Origin of the sequence: Thalassolituus marinus (genome assembly GCF_020320395.1) — a bacterium.
Lineage (GTDB): Bacteria > Pseudomonadota > Gammaproteobacteria > Pseudomonadales > Oceanobacteraceae > Venatoribacter > Venatoribacter marinus.
The window spans coordinates 48,278-67,633 of sequence record NZ_JAEDAH010000097.1 but is presented as its reverse complement, the minus strand read 5'-3'; the positions used below and the strand labels follow the sequence as shown (position 1 = coordinate 67,633).

18 protein-coding genes and 1 tRNA gene are annotated in these 19,356 nt (G+C 50.1%); 12 read left to right on the top strand and 7 right to left on the bottom strand.

Annotated elements, in window-relative coordinates; translation table 11 throughout:
• The first annotated feature begins 20 nt into the window (after positions 1 to 20).
• The 9 genes from wecB (at position 21) to I9W95_RS18545 (ending at position 8,915) form a co-directional block, all read left to right on the top strand.
• The gene (gene wecB / locus I9W95_RS15730) at positions 21 to 1,163 is read left to right on the top strand and encodes a non-hydrolyzing UDP-N-acetylglucosamine 2-epimerase (RefSeq protein WP_225676584.1); all 1,143 of its coding nucleotides are present in this window, start codon (positions 21 to 23) and stop codon (positions 1,161 to 1,163) included.
• Positions 1,148 to 2,380, top strand: a complete 1,233-nt coding sequence (locus I9W95_RS15725; protein ID WP_225676582.1) for a glycosyltransferase family 4 protein — start codon at positions 1,148 to 1,150, stop codon at positions 2,378 to 2,380. Before wecB ends, I9W95_RS15725 begins: the two co-directional genes overlap by 16 nt.
• Positions 2,367 to 2,987 (top strand): GNAT family N-acetyltransferase, encoded by a 621-nt coding sequence (locus I9W95_RS15720; protein WP_225676580.1) that lies wholly within the window; start codon positions 2,367 to 2,369, stop codon positions 2,985 to 2,987. Before I9W95_RS15725 ends, I9W95_RS15720 begins: the two co-directional genes overlap by 14 nt.
• Positions 2,980 to 4,146 (top strand): DegT/DnrJ/EryC1/StrS family aminotransferase, encoded by a 1,167-nt coding sequence (locus I9W95_RS15715; protein ID WP_225676578.1) that lies wholly within the window; start codon positions 2,980 to 2,982, stop codon positions 4,144 to 4,146. The genes I9W95_RS15720 and I9W95_RS15715 overlap by 8 nt, the downstream gene beginning before the upstream one ends.
• Complete coding sequence (locus tag I9W95_RS15710; RefSeq protein WP_225676575.1) at positions 4,139 to 4,732, top strand: sugar transferase; 594 nt, start codon at positions 4,139 to 4,141, stop codon at positions 4,730 to 4,732. The genes I9W95_RS15715 and I9W95_RS15710 overlap by 8 nt, the downstream gene beginning before the upstream one ends.
• A gap of 74 nt (positions 4,733 to 4,806) precedes the next feature.
• Positions 4,807 to 5,316, top strand: a complete 510-nt coding sequence (locus tag I9W95_RS15705) for an RNA methyltransferase (protein WP_225676573.1) — start codon at positions 4,807 to 4,809, stop codon at positions 5,314 to 5,316.
• Between the two features lie 226 nt (positions 5,317 to 5,542).
• Entirely contained in the window at positions 5,543 to 6,994 is a 1,452-nt protein-coding gene (locus tag I9W95_RS15700; RefSeq protein WP_225676571.1) for an MBL fold metallo-hydrolase RNA specificity domain-containing protein, read from the top strand.
• Positions 6,995 to 7,339: 345 nt separating this feature from the next.
• The gene (locus I9W95_RS18550; RefSeq protein ID WP_318653627.1) at positions 7,340 to 8,272 is read left to right on the top strand and encodes a phosphohexomutase domain-containing protein; all 933 of its coding nucleotides are present in this window, start codon (positions 7,340 to 7,342) and stop codon (positions 8,270 to 8,272) included.
• Positions 8,262 to 8,915, top strand: a complete 654-nt coding sequence (locus tag I9W95_RS18545; protein ID WP_318653626.1) for a phosphohexomutase domain-containing protein — start codon at positions 8,262 to 8,264, stop codon at positions 8,913 to 8,915. The genes I9W95_RS18550 and I9W95_RS18545 overlap by 11 nt, the downstream gene beginning before the upstream one ends.
• Positions 8,916 to 9,063: 148 nt before the next feature.
• Here I9W95_RS18545 and I9W95_RS15690 read toward each other — a convergent pair whose 3' ends face one another.
• Positions 9,064 to 10,971, bottom strand: coding sequence for a polysaccharide biosynthesis protein (locus I9W95_RS15690; RefSeq protein WP_225676569.1), 1,908 nt, complete (start codon positions 10,969 to 10,971; stop codon positions 9,064 to 9,066).
• A 102-nt stretch (positions 10,972 to 11,073) separates the two neighbouring features.
• Positions 11,074 to 11,149, bottom strand: a tRNA-Asn gene (locus I9W95_RS15685).
• A 201-nt stretch (positions 11,150 to 11,350) separates the two neighbouring features.
• Here I9W95_RS15685 and I9W95_RS15680 point away from each other — a divergent pair.
• Complete coding sequence (locus I9W95_RS15680; RefSeq protein ID WP_225676566.1) at positions 11,351 to 12,850, top strand: hypothetical protein; 1,500 nt, start codon at positions 11,351 to 11,353, stop codon at positions 12,848 to 12,850.
• Positions 12,851 to 12,905: 55 nt separating this feature from the next.
• Here the strand turns inward: I9W95_RS15680 and dcd are convergent, their stop codons facing one another.
• The 4 genes from dcd to purM form a co-directional block, all read right to left on the bottom strand.
• Positions 12,906 to 13,487 carry a dCTP deaminase gene (dcd, locus tag I9W95_RS15675; protein ID WP_225676564.1) on the bottom strand — a complete coding sequence of 194 codons (582 nt, stop codon included), beginning with the start codon at positions 13,485 to 13,487 and terminating at the stop codon, positions 12,906 to 12,908.
• 72 nt (positions 13,488 to 13,559) lie between these two features.
• On the bottom strand, positions 13,560 to 14,291 hold the full coding sequence (locus I9W95_RS15670) for a DUF3108 domain-containing protein (RefSeq protein WP_225676562.1): 732 nt from the start codon (positions 14,289 to 14,291) through the stop codon (positions 13,560 to 13,562).
• Between the two features lie 108 nt (positions 14,292 to 14,399).
• Positions 14,400 to 15,062, bottom strand: coding sequence for a phosphoribosylglycinamide formyltransferase (purN, locus tag I9W95_RS15665; protein WP_225676561.1), 663 nt, complete (start codon positions 15,060 to 15,062; stop codon positions 14,400 to 14,402).
• Positions 15,063 to 15,070: 8 nt separating this feature from the next.
• Complete coding sequence (purM, locus tag I9W95_RS15660) at positions 15,071 to 16,123, bottom strand: phosphoribosylformylglycinamidine cyclo-ligase (protein ID WP_225676559.1); 1,053 nt, start codon at positions 16,121 to 16,123, stop codon at positions 15,071 to 15,073.
• A 196-nt stretch (positions 16,124 to 16,319) separates the two neighbouring features.
• Between purM and I9W95_RS15655 the strand changes: the two genes are divergently transcribed.
• Together I9W95_RS15655 and hda are read left to right on the top strand one after the other, a co-directional pair.
• Positions 16,320 to 17,330, top strand: coding sequence for a DUF2066 domain-containing protein (locus I9W95_RS15655; protein WP_225676557.1), 1,011 nt, complete (start codon positions 16,320 to 16,322; stop codon positions 17,328 to 17,330).
• On the top strand, positions 17,330 to 18,037 hold the full coding sequence (gene hda / locus I9W95_RS15650) for a DnaA regulatory inactivator Hda (protein WP_225676555.1): 708 nt from the start codon (positions 17,330 to 17,332) through the stop codon (positions 18,035 to 18,037). Before I9W95_RS15655 ends, hda begins: the two co-directional genes overlap by 1 nt.
• 88 nt (positions 18,038 to 18,125) lie before the next feature.
• Here the strand turns inward: hda and I9W95_RS15645 are convergent, their stop codons facing one another.
• The gene (locus tag I9W95_RS15645; protein ID WP_225676553.1) at positions 18,126 to 19,307 is read right to left on the bottom strand and encodes a pyridoxal phosphate-dependent aminotransferase; all 1,182 of its coding nucleotides are present in this window, start codon (positions 19,305 to 19,307) and stop codon (positions 18,126 to 18,128) included.
• Positions 19,308 to 19,356: the final 49 nt, after the last annotated feature.

Here is a 19,356-nt window from a genome sequence, read left to right as displayed (position 1 = left end):
AAATAGTTGGGTACTTTGTTATGACAACCGTTGTTAAAAAATTAAAAGTGATGACCGTGGTGGGAACCCGCCCGGAAATTATCCGTTTGTCGCGCGTAATGGCCAAGCTGGATGAGCACTGCGAACACATTCTGGTACATACCGGCCAGAACTACGATTACGAACTGAATGAAATTTTCTTTCAGGATTTAGGCATTCGTAAGCCAGATCACTTTTTAAGTGCTGCCGGCAGCACCGGTGCAGAAACGATTGGTAATGTAATTATTAAGGTTGACCAAGTTCTGGCCGAAGTTAAACCCGAAGCGGTACTGGTGTTGGGCGATACCAACAGCTGTATGGCCGTATTGCCAGCCAAGCGCCGTAAGATTCCGACCTTCCACATGGAAGCCGGTAACCGTTGTTTTGATATGCGTGTGCCGGAAGAGATCAACCGCCGTATTGTTGACCATACCGCCGATATCAACATGAGTTACAGCACCATTGCGCGGGATTATCTGGTGGCGGAAGGGTTACCGCCGGATCGCATTATTAAAACAGGCAGCCCGATGTTTGAAGTGCTGAATTACTACCGTGAAGGGATTGAAGCCTCTACTGTGCTGGAACGGCTGAACCTGAAAGAAGGCCAGTTCTTTGTGGTGAGTGCACACCGTGAAGAAAACGTCGATTCCGACAAAAACTTTTTGAAACTGGTGGATGTGCTGAACACTGTTGCGGCGTATTACAACTTGCCGGTGATTGTTTCTACCCACCCGCGCACCCAAAAGCGCGTCGATGCTATGGGTGTTACCTTCCACCCGAACGTGCAACTGCTGAAACCGCTGGGCTTTAAAGACTACAACAAGCTGCAGTTAAGCGCGAAAGCGGTATTGTCGGATAGCGGCACCATTAACGAAGAATCATCCATTCTTAACTTCCCGGCCCTGAATATCCGTGAAGCACATGAGCGCCCGGAAGGTATGGAAGAAGCGGCTGCTATGATGGCCGGCCTGGAAGTGGAGCGTGTAATGCAAGGCCTGGCCATTCTGGAAACCCAAGCCCGTGGCGAGCAGCGTGATTTACGGTTAGTGGCTGACTACAGCATGCCGAATGTGGCTGACAAAGTGGTGCGCATTATTCACAGCTACCGTGATTATGTGATGCGGACGGTGTGGAAGCAGTACTGATGCGAATTCTCTTTATCAGCCAGTTGTTTGACCCAGAGTATTCAATTAAAGGATTGGGGTTAATGAAGCACTGGGTAGAACAGGGGCATGAAGTTGAAGTAATAACAACGTTCCCAAATTATCCTACTGGGCGTGTTTTTCCTGGCTATAAGCGCAAACTGAAACAAGTTGAAGTTATCGATGGCGTTAAGGTGGTAAGGCTTTGGAGTCATATTTCACACTCCAAATCCAAGCTGTCACGTGCGGCCACCTACCTTAGCTATACTATTCTGGCACTGTGTTACGCGTTGTTTAGTAAAAAACCAGACGTTGTTTACGCGTATCATCCTCAGGCAACTACTGGCTTGATTGGAATAATTTTAAAAAAACTGAAAGGCGTTCATTTTGTAACCGATGTTCAGGATTTGTGGCCCGATGCACTGGTAGCTACCGGCTTAAATAAGGCAGGGTTGGTTGTCCGGTTAATAGATCGTTGGTGTCGGATTGTATACATGCAAGCTAGCGCCATTGTCGTGCTGTCTCAAGGCTTTAAAACAGCTTTAGTTGAGCGGGGAGTGCCTGAAAGTAAGATACGGACTGTGTATAACTGGTGTCCGGAAGAATTGCACATTAGTGAAGCGCTCGACGGTCAGAATAATAAGGTGGCAGATCAAAAAACGAAAGCTCGGGTTGTTTATGCTGGCAATATCGGTGCTGCTCAATCACTTGCATCTCTTGTTGATGCTGTTGGTACCTTTCCGGATCCCACTGTTGTATTGGAACTCTATGGGAATGGGGTGGAGAAGGAAGAACTGGAAACACTGGTAAAATCTAAACATTACGGAAATGTTATTTTTAAAGGCTATGTGTCATCTTCTGATATTTTTGATGTTTTAATCGGTGCAGACATACTGGCAGTACATCTTCGTAGTGATCCTTTATTTAAAATTACAATCCCATCAAAAACACAGTCCTCCATGGCGGTAGGGAAGCCGATACTTATGGCCGTTGGAGGTGAAGTTAATGACTTGGTGATGCAGGCTGGTGCAGGGGTAACGGCTGAGCCACAGTCTGTTGAATCCATTCAGAAAGCCTTGGGATTGTTGTTAGCCAGGAAGTCTGATTGGGAACAAATGGGGCAGTCAGCTCGTGATTTCTATGAGCAGAATTTTTCTTCGCGAGTAAATTACCAAAAACTCGATGATGTTTTGAAGGACGTATCTCATGACAATTCGTGATGCCACTGAAAATGATTTGCCACAAATTGTAGCTGTTCATCAGAGAGCCTTTGATAGTTTTTTTTTGACTAAATTAGGCCCAAATTTTCTTCATCAATTATATGATGCTTTTGCCTTTCGGCGTGGTGGTGTCTTAAGAGTTCTTTGCAACGAGGATGGGCGAGTAGTTGGCTTTGCTGGTGGGGCTATTGATCCTGATAGTTTTTTTCAAGGGTTAAAGAAAGAAAAAGGATTCGTTTTCCTTATTCGTTCAATCCCGGGGTTATTAAAAAACCCTATCTTGGTATTGAAAAAGCTTTGGTATGCTGTCTTTTATAAAGGTGAGGTGCCATCAACATTATCGCAGGCTGCTCTTTTAAGTAGTATTGGTGTTGAACCTGAAATGGTGGGTAAGTCTTTGGGTAAGAAGCTGTTAGCTGATTTTGAAGAAGTGGTTCATAGCAGGGGAGCGAGCTCGCTATATTTAACTACCGATAAACTTGGAAATGACAATGTAGTCGCTTTTTATATTAAGAGCGGCTACAAGATTGAGTCTGAATTTGTACAAGCCGATGGTCGTAATATGCTACGGCTTATAAAGATTTTTAATGGTGCCTCTAATGAGTGATGTAAAGTTTCTACCATTTGCTTTGCCAGAGATTGGTGAAGAGGAAATTGCTGAGGTTGTTGATTCCTTGCGTTCTGGCTGGGTTACTACTGGCCCAAAGGCAAAAAAATTTGAAGAACAGTTTAGTGAGTTTTTAGGTGATGCTTCACTACAGTCCATCTCTGTAAACTCCGCTACTTCTGGGTTGCACCTGGCACTGGAAGCGTTAGGGGTTGGCCCGGGGGATGAGGTCATTGTTCCTGATTACACCTTTACTGCTACTGCAGAAGTGGTGCGCTATTTAGGTGCTACGCCTGTTTTTGTTGATGTTGATTCAGCAACCTTCAATATGTCTGCGGAATCCTTTGCTGCGGCCATTACCGATAAAACCAAGGTGGTGATGCCAGTTCATTTTGCCGGGCTGGCATGTGATATGGATGCCATTATTAAAGTTGCCAAAGCGCATGGTATTCGTATTGTTGAAGATGCAGCTCATGCATTGCCTACCCATTACAATGGCAAGCTGATTGGCACTTTGGATTCTGACTTCACGGTGTTCAGCTTTTATGCCAACAAAACCATGACTACTGGTGAGGGTGGTATGGTGGTAACCCGTGACGCAGAGCTTGCCAAGCGTTGTCGAATTATGCGCTTGCATGGCATAAGCCGGGATGCCTTTGATCGTTATACATCTACTAAGCCGGCTTGGTTTTATGAGATTGTTGCACCGGGCTTTAAGTACAATATGCCCGATATTGCAGCTGCCATTGGCATACATCAGTTAAAGCGATTGCCAGCATTTCAGCTGAAGCGTAATGACATGGCAGGGTTCTATAACCAAGAGTTATCAGGGTTGCCTTTGGTGCTACCTGCATTACCTGGTACTGGTTCTGAACATGCATGGCACTTGTATCCCATCCGTCTTAAGCCTGAAGCAGGTATTGCGCGGGATGAGTTTATACAGAAAATGGCTGATGAAGGCATCGGTTGTTCGGTGCATTTTATTCCTCTGCATTTACAGCCGTACTGGCGTGACACTTACTCTCTTACTCCTGAAGTGTTCCCAAATGCGCATGCCGCTTATGAGACGGAAGTTTCTTTGCCCTTGTACACTAAGATGACGTGTTCAGACCAGCAGCGTGTTGTTCGTGCAGTCAAGAAGGTGCTTGGTTGTGATTAAGCGGCTTTTAGATGTGCTGGCATCTTTTTTCGGGTTGCTGATTCTTGCCCCTTTTTTTGCCCTGATTGCAATATGGATTAAGTTGGATTCAGCTGGCCCTGTTTTTTTCAGGCAGAATCGAGTCGGTCGTTTTGGCGTGCCATTCAAAATCCATAAATTTCGTACCATGCGTGCGGATGCCGAAAAATCAGGCCGTTTGACGGTGGGAGCAGACTCGCGCATTACTCGTTCGGGGCATTTTCTGCGTAAGGCAAAAATTGATGAACTGCCACAGTTGATCGACGTTCTACTGGGGCGAATGAGTCTGGTCGGGCCGCGTCCGGAAGTTCAGGAGTTTATTGACTGTTATCCCATTGATGTTCGGGAGAAGGTGTTGTCTGTCAGGCCTGGTATCACAGACAAAGCTTCTATTGAAATGGTCGATGAAAACGAAATCCTCGCGAAATATAATGATTCAAGGCAGGCATATATCGATATCATTTTGCCGATAAAGCAATCTTACTATTTAGAATATGTTGATTCGAAGAGTCTGTGTCTTGATCTTAAATTGATTTTTCTGACTCTTAAAAAGATTATCACTCGTTAATTTTAGGTATTTTGAGATTTGCATGACTGGTTTTTATTCTCAGCACTTCTAATTCTAAATTTCACAAAGAGTTTATGGTTTATCTTGGTTTAGAAAACCCCAAAGATGCCGGTAACGTCGGTTCGGTTTTACGGGCGCTGGGGTGCTATCAGGCTGATGGCATCTTTTACACCGGCAGCCGTTATGACCGTGCCGTAAAACACAGTACCGATACGCGTAACGTGGCAGAAAAAGCGCAGATGTCTCATGTCGGGAGTCTGCTTCTGGTTAAAGAGCAATTGCCAGATGATACCCGCCTGATTTGTGTTGAGCTGGTTGTCGGTGCAACGCCGCTGCCGGAGTTTGAGCATCCTGAGCATGCGCTTTATGTGCTCGGCCCTGAAGATGGCAGTATTCCGCAGGATATTGTCAGTGCTGCCGATGAGGTGGTTTATATCCCTACGGTGGGGTGTATGAATCTGGCAGCAACGGTTAATGTTGTGCTTTATGACCGCCTGACAAAGCTTGGCCCGGCAAAGGACATTAAATCAGGGGATGTGCTGATAAAAAGCAGTCGGGATAACCGCAACAGGTTAAGGCGTTGAGGGTTTGACGTTCTGCGTGCTCGGTGTGTAGGAGCGGCCCATGGCCGCGAATCGGGTTGTTAAATCCGCTTATGCAGCGTTCATTGGTGGGCATCGCGGCCATGGGCCACTCCTACAGTAATAATCCCGTAACGTTTGCAGCGCATCCGAAACATGCCTGATAGGTTTGGGTTCAGGGGAATGTCAGCATACTGATGTGGTTATTGCAGCATTTAAAAGGATTTTTATGTTTGAAATACTTCATCATGGCGCGGTTAATGGTGTAACCGGTTCCTGTCATCAGCTGAAACTGGCGAGCGGGCTGTCGTTGTTGGTTGATTGCGGTTTGTTTCAGGGGGCGGAGTCCATTGACCGGGAAAGCGGAAACGAAGATTTTAACCGCAAGCAAATCGATTTTCCGCTGGCAGGTATTCAGGCTTTAGTGGTTACCCACTGCCATATTGATCATGTTGGGCGTATCCCTTATTTATTGGCGGCGGGATTTAACGGCCCGGTGTATGCCAGTGAGGCAACGGCACAGTTACTGCCTCTGGTAATTGAAGATGCTATTAAAGTAGGCGTCAGTCGTGATGAGCGGTTAATCCGCTCGGTGTTGCAGAAGTTGCAGTCGCTGTTGGTGCTGGTGCCTTATAAACAGTGGTTTGATATTGCGGGTATCGCTGGTTTAAAGGCAAAGTTTCATTGTGCAGGGCATATTCTGGGTTCTGCCTATGTGGAGTTTGATCTGGCGGCCGCCTCTTCGGCAGAAAAGCATGGTCGGAAAAAGTCCCATAAAATCGTATTTTCCGGTGATTTGGGTGCTCCGTACTCGCCGTTATTACCAGCACCAAAAGCCCCGTATCGTGCCGATACCCTGGTTATTGAAAGCACCTATGGTGACAGGGTGCATGAATCGCGCCGCCAGCGCCGCGCACAGTTGCAGCAGGTTATTGAAAAGTGTCTGAAGAATGGCGGGACGGTATTAATTCCGGCATTTTCGATTGGCCGTACGCAGGAGTTGTTGTACGAGCTTGAGGAGATTATTCACCGGGTTGGTGCGGCCAATACCCGTAACAGTGGCTCTGACAATGTGTGGGAGCATCTGGATATTATTGTCGATTCGCCGCTGGCTGCTGAATTTACCGCCAGTTATCGCGCATTAAAGCATCTGTGGGATGCTGAGGCGCGCAATAAGGTAAGGGCAGGGCGGCATCCGCTGGATTTTGAGCAGTTGCTTACTGTTAACCGCCATGCTGATCATCTGAATACCGTTGCTTATCTTAAAAAGACCGGCCGTGCGGCTGTTGTAATTGCCGCCAGTGGAATGTGCAGCGGTGGTCGTATTCAGAATTATTTAAAAGCCCTGCTGCCGGATGAGCGTACCGATGTGATATTTGTTGGTTATCAGGCGCGTGGTACAGCGGGGCGTGATATTCAGCAATATGGCCCGCGTTTCCGCGAGGGTAAATCACCTGGTTACGTGGTGCTGGATGGTCAGCGGGTAGATATTAAAGCGGGTGTGTATACGCTTGGTGGATACAGTGCCCATGCCGATCAGCGCGACCTGCTTAATTTTGTCAAACGTATGCGCCATAAGCCGCAGCATATCCGTATTGTGCATGGTGATGATGAGGCGAAGCGTGAGCTGCGGCAGCTCTACCGGGAGATGTTACCGGATACCGATGTGGTGATTGGCTAGGAGCGGCCCATGGCCGCGAATCGGTTTTTTAAAGTCGCTATGCTGCGTTGATGTTTATCGGCCCGCCGTTGGCGGGCATCGCGGCCATGGGCCGCTCCTACACAAAACGATGTATCACGGCAGAAATTCCGCTCTTACGGTTTCATCGCGAAAACAAAACGATGTATCACGGCAGAAATTCCGCTCTTACGGTTTCATCGCGAAAACAAAACGATGTATCACGGCAGACATTCCGCTCTTACGGTTTCATCGCGAAAGATATGTCACTCCCGGAGCTCCGTGTTACAGGAGCCACTCATGCTATTATGGGGCCATTATCAGAACACCAAAAATGAGGATGCGTGTGTGATTCAGAATTTACCGGATGCTTTTTATGCGATTAAACCAGACGCCTCTGTCGCGGCACAGCGTGTTGCTTTTGGCACATCCGGGCACCGTGGCTCTGCATTAAAAAGTACCTTTAACGAGTGGCATATTCTGAGTATTGCTCAGGCTGTGGCCGATTACCGCGCTCAGGCCAATATTGGCGGGCCACTGTTTCTCGGCCAGGATACTCATGCTTTGTCACAGCCTGCCTGGGAAACCGCTTTGCAGGTGCTGGCTGCTAACAATATTGATGTGCGTATTGCCGCGGGTGGAGAGGTTACGGCAACGCCGCTGGTCAGCCGTGCCATTCTCAGTTTTAACGCGTCTGAGCCGGCAGGGCAGGCCGACGGTCTGATTATTACGCCTTCGCATAATCCGCCGGAAGACGGTGGTATTAAGTACAACACCCCGGATGGCGGCCCTGCCGATAGTGACGTTACCGGCTGGATTGAACAGCGTGCTAACGAATATCTGCATAATGGCTGCACGGATGTGAAGCGCCTGGATATCAGTACGGCCAGCACGCAGGCGCAGGAATACGACTTTGTTGCTGAGTATATTGCCCAGCTGGGTCAGGTTGTTGATTTGCAGGCTATCCGTAACAGCGGGCTGAAACTGGGTGCTGATCCTATGGGCGGTACTGCGCTGCCGGTGTGGCAGGCGCTGGGCGCTGAAGCCGGTATGAATATCAGCGTGGTTAATCAGCAGGTTGATCCGGCATTTGCTTTTATGCCGCCGGATCACGATGGCCGTATCCGTATGGATTGTTCCAGTACCGCTGCGATGGCGAATTTGCTTAAGGTCAGAGATCAATTTGATATTGCCTTTGGTAACGACCCCGATGCCGATCGTCATGGTATTGTCGATTCTGCAGGCTTAATGAATCCGAATCATTTCCTGTGTGTGTGTTGATTATTTATTAACCCATCGTCCACATTGGTCAGCCACTCTGAAAGTGGGTAAGACCCTGGTTACCAGCTCCATGATGGACCGCGTGGTACAGGCGAATAACCGTGAATTGTACGAGGTGCCGGTCGGGTTTAAATGGTTTGTACCAGGGCTGTTTAATGCTGAGCTGGCATTCGGTGGAGAAGAGAGCGCTGGTGCCAGCTTTTTAACCCTGAATGGCAAACCATGGTCTACCGATAAAGACGGCATTGTATTGTGCCTGCTGGCCGCAGAAATTATGGCGGTAACGGGTCTGAAACCATCGGAATATTACGCCAGGCTGGTGCAGCAGCATGGTAATCCTGTTTATCGTCGCATCGATGCGCCAGCAACCCCGGCACAGAAAGCGGCTTTTAAACAGCTGACCGCCGACCGCATTCAGGCTTCACAGCTTGCCGGTTCTGACATTACCGCGGTACATACCCGTGCGCCAGGTAACGGGGCAGCTATTGGCGGAATTAAGGTGTGTACAGAGCAGGGTTGGTTTGCGGCACGTCCGAGCGGGACGGAAGATATTTATAAAATTTATGCAGAAAGTTTTGTCGGTGAAGAGCACTTAGGACAGTTGATTAATGAGGCGCAGAGTTTGCTGAGCGCGGTGCTCTGACAGGAGCTTCGCTTTTTAAAATCATCTGGCTTCCACGCTCTGCGTACATCTGGCTCCCACGCTCTGCGTGGTAGCCCTTGCTTGTACAGTGCATTCATACATGGAGCGTAGGAGTTGCATTCCCACGCGGAGCGTAGGAACGAGAAGCTTATTTAAGTGTTTTTGATGCATTTAAAGATGCATTTAACACCCAGTCCGGTGATTCTCCCTGCTTACTGTAGGCAGCCGGAGCTTCGAGTAATAGGTTAATCACGTCTTCTACGCGGAATTCATGACAGGCTTTATCCAGTCTGTTCAGTAAATTGTGGGTTTCAGGCCAGGACAAGTGCACTTCATTTGCAGTCATAATACGTGGGTGATCAGTGCCTTCTACATTGTCGCCAATCAGCAGCTCTTCGTAGAGCTTTTCGCCGGGGCGCAAACCGGTAAATTGCAGTTCAATATCACCATGCGGATTCTGCTCGGTTTTTTCTGTTAAACCTGATAGCCGGATCATTTTCTTCGCCAGGCTGGTAATTTTTACCGGCTCTCCCATATCCAGTACAAATACGTCGCCACCTTTACCCATGGCGCCAGCCTGAATGACCAGCTGCGAGGCCTCAGGAATGGTCATAAAGTAACGGATAATATCCGGGTGCGTAACCGTAATGGGGCCGCCTTCTTTAATCTGTCTGCGGAATAAGGGCACAACCGAGCCGGATGAGCCCAGCACATTGCCAAAACGTACCATGCAGAACAGGGTATCGCGCTGGCGTTCAGCCAGTGCCTGTAAAATCAATTCGGCCATGCGTTTAGATGCGCCCATTACATTGGTCGGGCGTACGGCTTTATCGGTAGAAATTAATACAAAGCGTTCGACACCGGCGGCGATCGCAGCCTCTGCACAGTACCAGGTGCCGAATACATTGTTGCGCACGCCTTCGACAACATTGTGCTCTACCATTGGTACATGCTTATACGCAGCGGCGTGATATACAGTTTGTACCTTAAATGTGCGGAAAATTGTTTCCAGTCTGTTCTGTTTCTGTACCGAGCCTAAGATTGAAATAATCGGGATACCAGTATCTTGAATTGTATTCAATTCATTCAGTTCTTGCTCAATAGAGTAGAGGCTGTATTCATTCAGTTCTAACAGGATTAGCTTGGCTGGCTTCTGCGCCAGTACCTGGCGGCAAAGCTCAGAACCGATTGAGCCACCGGCACCGGTAACTGCTACGACTTTGTCTTTAATGTTACTTTCAAGAAGACCTGTATCTGGGTTTACACACTCGCGTCCAAGTAAATCTTCGATCTCTACTTCACGCACTTCTTCAATTCTTGCTTTGCCACTGATAATGTCAGTTACAGAGGGAGCCGTAAGTATTTCAAGATTTTTGTCTGCAAGGGCTTCAATTAACCGTTTTCTTTGGCTGGTTCCTGTCCTGCCAAGCGCCAACAGGACTTTTTTTACATCAATTGATTTGCAGATCTCGTCGATGCTATTAGCGGGTAAAACTTTAAGTCCCTGAATGCTTGTTTTTTGTTTCTGGGGAGAGTCGTCAACAAATGCACATGGGCGGAATGACGTGCTGCTCGCCAAAGCCTGTGCTAGTGCAATCCCCTGCTGGCCTGCACCATATATAATGACTGGCTCAGCCGCTATTTTACCCAGCTGGGATACAATGCTGCGGATAAAGAGTCTCGGGGTACCTAGCAGCGCAAAAGCGGTGAAGAAGTAGATAATGACACTGGAACGTGGGATGGCGGCCGGAACGAGAAATGACATGGTCGCGAGTGTTGTCGCGGATATTGCAATTCCAATAGCTAAGGTGGTGAAAGCTTTGCTCGTCATAAAGCGTACGACGGCGCGATACAGGCCTAGCTTTATGAATACACCAATAGTTATAACCGCGGTGGCCATCGTTGCGATGTATACATTTGTTTCAATCGGGGGGGTAAATGTCCCGTGACGCAGAGCCATTGCCATATAAACGGCTGCTGGAATAGCTACCAGGTCGTATACAACAGATATGAATCTCTTCAGCGGACGTGATGCATTCAGAAGGATATTGATCATTCGCCGGAGGACTCCTGTCTAACTAATAACTTCAACCAGAACGGAAGAAAGTATAGTAGATTTCTCGTCCTGAGATGAATAAAGCAAGGGAAAAGGAAGAAGTGGCTCCCCGAGCTGGACTTGAACCAGCGACCAACGGATTAACAGTCCGCTGCTCTACCGACTGAGCTATCGGGGAACATCTAAGCAAGTGATGCGCATTATGCTGATGCAGATTTTCTCTGTCAAGCATCTGTTTGATTTTGTTGGCTTTTAATTTTTAGCGTCAACAGTGAGAAGGCTGATTGCAGGGCGATTAACAACCTAGGAGATGCTTTATCTGTCATAAATTTAAGGTATTCTTGGCGATCAGATTTCGCTTTAGTGCAATGGAGCTCGTATGAACCAGCAATACCCCGCTAATTCTGCGGTTTCGACCCCTGTCGTCGGCCCGGACGATGAAATTAATTTGACGGACCTGTTCCGTAATATCTGGCGTCAGCGGGGACTGGTGATCGGAGTTGCCTTATTTGTGGGATTGGCTGTTGTGGCATTCCATTTTTCCAAGGCGTCTTTTTCTGTATCGCAGCAGGTTGAATACCCCATTGCACTGACTTTTTTGAGTGGCGGTAAATACCCGAACGGAACGGTATTCAGCCCCCGTGATGTTATCGCCCCGGCGGTGATTAATGCGCTTGTCGCACAGGGCAAGATTGGAGTATCGGCTGACACATTGGTGAATGCGCTGAATGTTTCCTACTCTAACTCCCTTTACCAGGAGAGTGAAGACAAGCTGAATGCGTTATTGGCTAACGCCAAAACACCGCAGGAAATACGAGCTGCTGCCGATACGGCTTTGACTGAACTGCACGATAAATCCCATGGCTTTCTTACCCTTAGTCTGAATCTTCAGAAGGCTGGGCTGACTGCGGCGCAAGGTGCAGAGGTACTGACTGATGCTGTGGATACCTGGGCACAGCTGTCGATTGAGCGTGGCTTAACGAATGTCGACATTGACCGGCCTTTGGTTGCTTTCAGTGCGGCTGAAGGCATGAATCTGATCGACGTCTACGATGGTGCCACCACCTATCTGGAAGCACTGCGTTCTGCGGTAGGTAAGTTGTCCAAAATGCCTGGTTCCGGCAGCATGGTTGTCGATGGGCGGACTCTGAATGATATACGCCGCCAGTTGGTGATGCTGGAGGGTAGTGATATCGGCCCTTTGCGTGAGTTTGCCTATTCAAATTCTTCTGAACTGGCTGCGAAAGATCCGGCAATCATGGTACGTCTGTTTTCCCGTCAGCGTTTGTTGCGTCTGGAGCATGAGCGATTAACGAAGTTAGTTGCTTCCTACGATTCCGCACTGAATCAGCTGTCGAGCACCAGCACTCAGGTCCTGAATAAAACCGCTGGCAGTAATGAATCTTCCGGGGCGCAGTTTGACCAGTCATTTTTAGACTCTCTGCTGGTGTTGGGTAATAAACTGGGTGGTGTAGAGATGCGTCAGGATTTGTTCAAGCGCCGTACAGCTGCGACCGAAGAGTTGCTGGAACTTGAGAAAGAGATTGCGATTCTGGCGGGATCCGATGACAAGACCTATGGCAACCTGGATTCACAGTCAATTTTAAAGGCTGCTTTGGAAGGAGTTGAGACCAGTCTGAACACGATTCAGCAGCAGCTCGATAATTTTATCGGAGCTTATCGCGAGCAGACATTGCAAAGTGGTGGGCAATTGTTTGTGGCAGATGCTGCGCCGGTAGTGCGTGGTGGAAGCTTTCAGATGGGGCGGAAAATGGGGCTGCATCTGGCGCTGGGAATTATTCTTGGTGGCATGCTGGGTGTGATGCTGGCACTGATGCGTGCGGCGATGATTTCCAGCAGAAATAATAACCGCAGCTGAACAGCATAAAAAAGCCCGGAATTTACCGGGCTTTTTTATGCGTGTTGCCTGAGAATCAGTCCTTCGCTATGCGGCTGAAGGTGGCGCCTTTCTGGTCGCGGTATTTGGCATTTTCGCGTTTGTTATAAGGGCGCAGTGCCGGGCTTGAAAGCATCTCAAACGACATGGCGCAGATCACCATCCCCGGACGCAGCGCCAGTGGCAGTTTACCGTTGTTATAGAACTCCAGCACGATCTGCCCCTGCCAGCCCGGATCGATACGGCCGGCGGTTACGTGAACCATAAGGCCAAGGCGGGCAAGTGAACTACGGCCATCCAGCCAGCCAACAAGGTCGTCGGGAACGGTCACGGATTCCATGGTGGCACCAAGAATCAGCTCGCCGGGGTGGATGTACAGGGCTTCGCCTTCTTCGATTTCGATTTCTTTACTCATGATGCGATTAATATCGCGTTCCAGTTGCGCGCGTTCGCCGGACAGGTCCAGGTGCGTTACGGAATTGTTGTTGAATACGCGGAAGCGATGATCCAGACGGAGGTCAACGCTGATGCCGGCGATGGCGTCGTCAGCAGGTTGTGGCTCAATCACAATACTGCCATCGGCAATGCGTTGTTCAATATCACCGTCGCTGAGGCGCATAGTGGCTTCCTTCAATGAGTAAAAATCTGGCGCAGAGTTTACCGGAGCAGGGGGGGAATTGAAATCGGCGGCTCAGTCGCTGAGCGCGCTGATATCAATCTGGTAGCGTTTGCGCCCATCCTTTTTATCGATGAGGCGGACCAGCTGGTAATGATGATCTTTGGCGAACCAGGCGTACAGTTCTCGCCGGTTATTCTTGCGAATCTGTTTAACCTTTACCGCCTTCAGTTTACCGATACTGGTGTCGATGGTTTCTTCACCAATCACTTCAAACCTGAAAGGTTTGCTGCGGTTCTTCTCGAACACTTCATATGTCAGTGTCGTATCACCTTGTGCCAGATCGATACTCGCCTGCAGCATATAGCTCAGGTTGTCCTGGATTTCGGTTTCCCAGGCGTTGGTGTACGTCTGTTTGTTATCCAGGTCTTTAACCAGTTTTAACGGGTGGGAGAACAGCAATGCACGGTCAGGCTCGTTGAATAAGCCCGAAGCGTGGTACTGATATTCCTGTGGACGAATCTGTCGTTCGATTAAGGAGAACTCTGAAGTTTCCTTCAGGCTGGCGGCGCTGGTTTCAGCCTCGAAGGTTAGCAGCCAGTTTCCGTCTGGTGTTTTCTGCAGGGTGCGGGTGGCTTCAATGTCCAGGGTGAACCAGCCCAGGCTCCATTCCGTAACGTAGCTGGCTTTGAAAGGCGCAAGTAATTCATCCGTTGCAGAAGCATGCGCAATGACGGACAGACACGTAAAGGCTGCCAGTACAATCTTTATCAGATAGGCGCTGGGGTTCATCCCTGTGAATCGCATGTCCAAAAACCTGATGGTGTTGAGGCGAGTATACAGATGAAGACACGAATGGCTATGAAAAGATCCCGCCGCATCGGGCGGGATTTTTAGCAGAGGTCCGGCAGAGGCTCAGCTTTTCAGCTGCAGGCCATGCTCAGGCAGAGGTGTGCCATCAAGGCGCGCTTCGTTGCCGTGCATGTTAAGGCGACCTTCAACAAACCACTTAACGGCAATTGGGTAAATGACGTGTTCCTGGATCTGCACGCGTTTCTGCAGTGTTGCTGCATCATCACCATCATACACAGGCACAACCGCCTGAATAGCGGTTGGACCACCATCCAGCTCTTCGGTTACGAAGTGAACGGTTACGCCATGTTCGCTATCACCAGCATCCAGAGCACGCTGATGGGTGTGCAGGCCCTGATATTTAGGCAGCAGGGAAGGGTGGATATTCAGCATGCGGCCATGATATCGACGGGTGAAATCCGGCGTCAGGATGCGCATAAAACCTGCCAGTACCACCAGGTCGGGTTCATAGTCATCAATCATACGCATCAGCGACACATCGAAGGCTTCGCGTGAGTCGTATTCTTTGTGATTCAGAACGGCAGTTTCGATGTCACGGTCGCGGGCTTTCTGCAAGCCGGCAGCATCAGGACGATTGCTGATCACTGCAACGACTTCGGCATCAATATCGCCAGATTTTACCGCATCGGCAATGGCAACCATGTTGCTGCCGCTGCCGGAAATCAGAATAACGATGCGCGGCTTTTGCGGCGCATCGTTGCTCATAGGCTGGCTCATACGGTCAGATTACCAATGAACTCAACCTGAGCTTCACCTTCGTTAAGAGGTTGGATATCGCCGATGATCCAGGCTTGTTCGCCTTCAGCATTCAGCAGCGTGACGGCGGCGTCGGCCTTTTCTGCCGGTACAGCCACAATCATGCCTACACCGCAGTTGAAGGTGCGGAACATCTCAGCAGTCGCGACATTGCCAGCTTCCTGCAGCCAGTTGAATACTGCGGGCCACTGCCAGCTGTTAGTGTCGATAACGGCTTTGGTGCCTTCAGGCAGAACACGTGGGATGTTTTCCTGGAAGCCGCCGCCGGTTACGTGACACAGAGCGTGTGCTTCAGAAGCGTTAATCAGCTTCAGGGCAGACTTCACGTAAATACGAGTCGGTGCCATCAGTGCATCGGCCAGCGGCTGGCCATCCAGTTCCTGGCTCAGATCTGCACCGGAAACTTCGATGATTTTACGAATCAGCGAGTAACCATTCGAGTGAGGGCCGGAAGACGCCATGGCGATCAGCTTATCGCCCGCCTGAACTTTAGTGCCGTCAATGATCTGCGACTTCTCTGCGATACCCACACAGAAGCCCGCCAGGTCGTAGTCTTCGCCTTCGTACATGCCAGGCATTTCAGCGGTTTCACCACCAACCAGGGAGGCGCCAGCCTGTTCACAGCCTTCGCCGATACCGGAAACTACGGCAGCAGCAACGTCAACGTTAAGCTTGCCGGTTGCATAGTAGTCGAGGAAGAACAGTGGTTCTGCACCTGCAACCACCAGGTCGTTTACACACATGGCAACCAGATCGATACCGATGGTGTCGTGTTTTTTCAGGTCCATGGCCAGACGCAGCTTGGTACCTACGCCATCGGTACCGGAAACCAGTACAGGCTCTTTGTAGCCCTGAGGCAGCTCGAACAGTGCGCCAAAGCCGCCAAGGCCTGCCATCACTTCCGGACGGCGGGTGCGTTTGGCAACGCCTTTGATGCGTTCAACTAATGCGTTTCCGGCGTCGATATCAACACCAGCGTCTTTGTAGCTCAGGGATTGTTTGTCAGTCATGCCGTTGTCACAGATGGTGGCCAATGGAAAGACGCGTATTCTAACGATTTGTGCGTCGACCTGCATCATGCAAATACATAAAAAGACTGGGTATTTATTGACCACTCGGGCAGCAATTACAGCCCGGGGCTGCTTATCCACTGTGGTCGTGGCACAATACCGCCGTTTCATACCATATTGTTAAGGAAATCATCCGGTGCGGGCAGTCATTCTGGCAGTGTTGCTGGGGCTGAATATGTTCAGCCATGCGGTCATCGTCTCTGATTTGTATCAGGTGCGCATCAGCGTGACTGACCAATCTGAGGAAAGTCGGCAAACGGCTATTCAGGAAGCTCTGCTGCAAGTCGTGGTGAAGGTTTCGGGGCAGCGGGATAACGCGCAGAACGAGCAGGTTCTGGGTGCAGCAGCAGCGGCTGAGCGCTATATCCGCTCTTTCCGTTATATCCGCGATGATTCGGAAACCGGGCTGCGCCTTGAGGTGGATTTTGCTGCCAACCTGATTGATCAGTTGTTGCGTAGTGGCCAGCTCCCGGTCTGGGGTAAGAGTCGGCCACTGGTTCTTGTCTGGCTGGGTGTAGAAGACAACCTGCAACGCATTCGTGTGACTCCGGCAGTGGATGTCTGGCATTCGGCAATGGAGTCTGCTGCCAATGAGCGCGGTATTCCTTTGTTATGGCCTGCTTATGATCTCGAAGATGATGTGGCCTTGCCGGTGGAATCACTGTGGGGGATGTTTAAAGCGGATATCCTGCAGGCCTCTCAGCGTTATATGGCCGATGCTACTCTGGCTGGACGTCTTACACCTGATGGACAGGGTGGCTGGCAGTTTCGGGGGTTTCTGCAACATAAGGGAGACAATCTGGAATTGACGGCCAGTGCAGAAGAGCACGCCGTTGTTCTGCGTCAGGTGGCTGATCAGGTCGCGTCTTTTATGGCTGCGCGTTATGCCGTTCTTAACGACGGTACATCTGGTGGGTATCAGTTAATCATCGATGGCGTGGCTGATTTCCATGCGTATCAGAATATTCTTACGTACCTCAAAGCCAATGTGGCCATCAATGATGTAAAAATTATCTCGGTCAACGGACAGACCCTGACGCTGGAGCTCGATCTGGCGGCCGAATGGAATCAGGTCTGGACGACGCTGGCACTGGATAAGCGTCTTCTGCCAACAGAACAAGAATCGATTTATCACTGGCGCCACTGATGCAGACTACAGAACCACAACAGCAGCTCACTCTATCGGTATCGGTGCGCGATGACGCCCGTTTTGCCAATTACTACGCTGGCCCTAATGAGCAGATAGTGCAGCAGCTGCAGCAGCAATGGACCACCCATGGCGAGCCCTACATTTACCTGTGGGGAGCAGCCGGTGTCGGTTGCAGTCACCTGTTGCAGGCGGCCTGTCACTACGCGGAAGGTTTGGGTCATCAGAGTGTGTACCTGCCACTGGATGAGCTTATTGAATACAGCCCGGCTGTGCTGGAGAGTATGGAGCAGCTGCCGCTGGTCGCGTTAGATAATGTGCAGGCTGTGGCTGGTAGTGCGGAATGGGAAGAGGGCTTGTTCCACTTGTTTAACCGTATCCGTGATCGTCAGGGGCATCTGATTATTGCCGGTAGCCAGGCTCCGGGGCATCTCGGGGTTCAGTTGCCCGACCTGTCATCACGCCTTAGCTGGGGGATGGTGTATCAGGTTGAGCCGCTGGAAGATGACGATAAAATTCTGGCCCTGCTGCTGCGTGCCCGTCGCCGTGGTCTGAATATGAGCGATGAGGTTGCGCGCTACATTCTCACTCGCGGTCCAAGGGATATGCAGGGGCTGTTTGATGTGCTCGATGTGCTTGATCAGGCATCGCTGTCGGCACAGCGTAAGCTGACGATACCCTTTATCAAAACAGAAATGGGTTGGTAGAGCTGGGGCGGTCTCTCAGGCTCTTCGCAAACCATAAAAAAACGCCACATGATAGTGGCGTTTTTTTTATCGGCGTTGAGCTGAAAGATCAGGCCAGGGCTTTGTCCAGGCGGCTGATGGCATCTTTCAGAACGTCCAGGCTGGTAGCGAACGACAGGCGCATATAGCCTGGCGCACCAAATGCAGAGCCCGGAACCAGAGCAACGCCGGTTTCGTTCAGCAGCTTTTCGGCAAACTCAACATCCGATTCAATGCCGGCTTTTTTCATAGCTTCTTTCACGCTAGGGAAAGCGTAAAACGCACCATCACCTTCAATGCAGCTGAAGCCCGGAAGCTCGTTCAGTGCTTTAATCAGGTAGTCGTGACGCTCTTTAAAGGCAGTAACCATCGGGGTTACGCAGTCTCGACCGCCATTCAGGGCTGCTTCTGCTGCGACCTGCGAGATGGAGGTCGGGTTTGAGGTGCTCTGCGACTGAATCTTTTTCATGGCGCCAATCAGTTTGGCCGGACCTGCCGCATAGCCGATGCGCCAGCCAGTCATGCTGTAGGCTTTTGATACGCCGTTCAGCACGATGGTGCGGTCGTACAGTTCAGGACATACGGTCAGAATGTTCTCGAATGCGAAGTCTGCCCACCAGATGTACTCGTACATATCATCGGTAGCAACCATGACATTCGGGTACTTTTTCAGTACTTCTGCCAGAGCGCGAAGTTCATCTGCGGTATAGGCAACACCGGAAGGGTTGGATGGGCTGTTCAGTACCACCAGGCGGGTTTTGTCGGTGATGGCGGCATCCAGCTGCTCAGCGGTGATTTTGAAGCGGGTGCTTTCGTCGGTTTCGATAACCACCGGCACGCCTTCAGCAATCAGTACCATATCAGGGTAGGATACCCAGTACGGTGCAGGGATGACGACTTCGTCGCCCGGGTTCAGCAGAGCCAGGCTCAGATTGAAGAAGCTCTGCTTACCACCACAGGAGACCAGAATCTGGTTGGCTTCATAGCTCAGACCATTGTCTTTCTGCAGTTTGTTGATAATGGCTTTTTTCAGACCAGGAGTTCCATCCACCGCGGTGTACTTGGTGAAGCCGTTGTTAATCGCCTCAACCGCTGCCTGCTTAATGTGTTCCGGTGTATCAAAATCCGGTTCGCCTGCACCCAGGCCAATAATGTCTTTGCCCGCCGCTTTCAGTTCTGCAGCGCGGTTGGTCACCGCCAGAGTCGGGGAAGGCTTGATCTGGTTAACGCGATCAGACAATTGCAGGTCCAATTTGTGTATCCTCAATAACGCGATGGATGTTGGCAGAAATTCACGGAAG